The 1,540-nt window shown below is 71.3% G+C and carries 1 protein-coding gene; it reads left to right on the top strand.

What is annotated here, in order from left to right:
- Window positions 1–531 precede the first annotated feature (531 nt).
- Window positions 532–1,540: AAA family ATPase (locus tag ON39_RS26180; RefSeq protein ID WP_040738406.1), on the top strand; the 1,009-nt coding region annotated here is incomplete at its 3' end.

The raw sequence follows: 1,540 nt of genomic DNA, 5'->3' as shown, positions 1-1,540 counted from the left end.
GCGGTGTCGTGCCGCCCGGCGCCGCGCCAGCGCCGGCCAGTTTCCGCGCGGCCGACAGCGAGCTCGCGTCCGGCGCGAGCGCCGTGACCTGGTCCTCGCTCCAGCGCGTCATGTCTTCCCCCGTTCGTCGGTTGACCGGATTTGTACCTCAGCCCACCGACAAGTGCCGCGCCGGCCGGTGTGTTTCGCACGGAAATCGCTGCGCCGTCGCGAATTTCGTCGGCGGAAACCTCTTGCGTACAAAGATGTTCTCTGGCATTCTGTCCTGTTCGGCTCGACCGAACCATCCAAATCGGGTGATACACATCGAGCTGCCCGCCGGGGTTGGCGAGGGGTGGACATCGAGGCGCGGCCCCAGCCGTCTCGATGGCCATATCCATCCCCGCGGGCAGATTCGGGAGGCACCGGAGGTTTACCTCCGGTGGGCGAATCCGACGCGATCGGGTAGCGTTTCGCACAGCTTCGACAGTGGCGCCGCACACGGGATCGGAGGACGTGTAGCGGCTCGGTGGTGGAGGGGGTCCCGACCAAATGCGTCCCGAAGCCGATCCGGTGCCGCGGTTGACCGAGGTGGTGACCCGCAGGTTGGCCGCGGATCCCACGGTGACGCCCTCGGTCGCGCGAACCGTCCTGCGCGCCCTCGGCGGCGCCGAGAACGATGACAGGGCAGCCGAATTCGACGACGCAGGCATCTTCCTGCGCGCCATCCGGGTCCGCGGCTTCCGCGGCATCGGCCCGCAGGCCGAGCTGCAGCTGCCGCCCGGCCCCGGCCTCACCCTGGTCGTCGGCCGCAACGGCAGCGGCAAATCCAGCTTCGCCGAAGCCGCCGAGCTCGTGTTCACCGGCGGAAACCGCCGCTGGGACGGTCGGTCGGCGGCCTGGCGGGAGGGCTGGCGCAACCTGCACGACGGCGCGACGGCCCGCATCGAGGTGGAGCTGCTCACCACCGGGAGCAAGCCGCAGCTGACCATCGCCAAGGAGTGGGCGGCCGACGCGGACCTGCCCGAAGCGACCTGGACCGAGCAGCATCCGCCCGGCGAGCCAACGGAATTCGACCTGGACCGCTGGGCCGGTCGGCTCGAGCTGTACCGCCCGTTCCTGTCCTACAGCGAACTCGGCGCGCTGGTCGACGGCAAGCCGAGCGACCTGTTCGACGCGCTGCACCAACTGCTCGGTCTCGACGAACTCACCGTGGCGCAGGAGCGAATTCGCATGCGCCGCCTGGAACTCGAACGCGCCGTGCGAGATTCGCGCCAGGAACGCCTGGAACTGCTCGAGGCGCTGGAGACGGTGGCCGACGACCGCGCCGTGCGGGTGACCAGCCTGCTGCGCCCCGCCCAGCCCGACCTCGCCGCCGTCGGGCGCGAGGTGATCGGCACCTTCGACGACCCCGCGGGCCCGGCCGGCCTGCGCGCGATCGTGCGGCTCACCCTGCCGACGGCCGCGGAGGTGGCCGAGGTGGCCACCCGCCTCGCGGAGTGCGGGACCGCGCTGACCGAGGGCACCACCGCCGACGCCGAGGCCGACCTGCGGGTGCTGG

This window comes from Nocardia tenerifensis NBRC 101015, assembly GCF_000308715.1.
GTDB lineage: Bacteria > Actinomycetota > Actinomycetes > Mycobacteriales > Mycobacteriaceae > Nocardia > Nocardia tenerifensis.
This window is presented reverse-complemented; position numbering and strand designations above follow the sequence as displayed.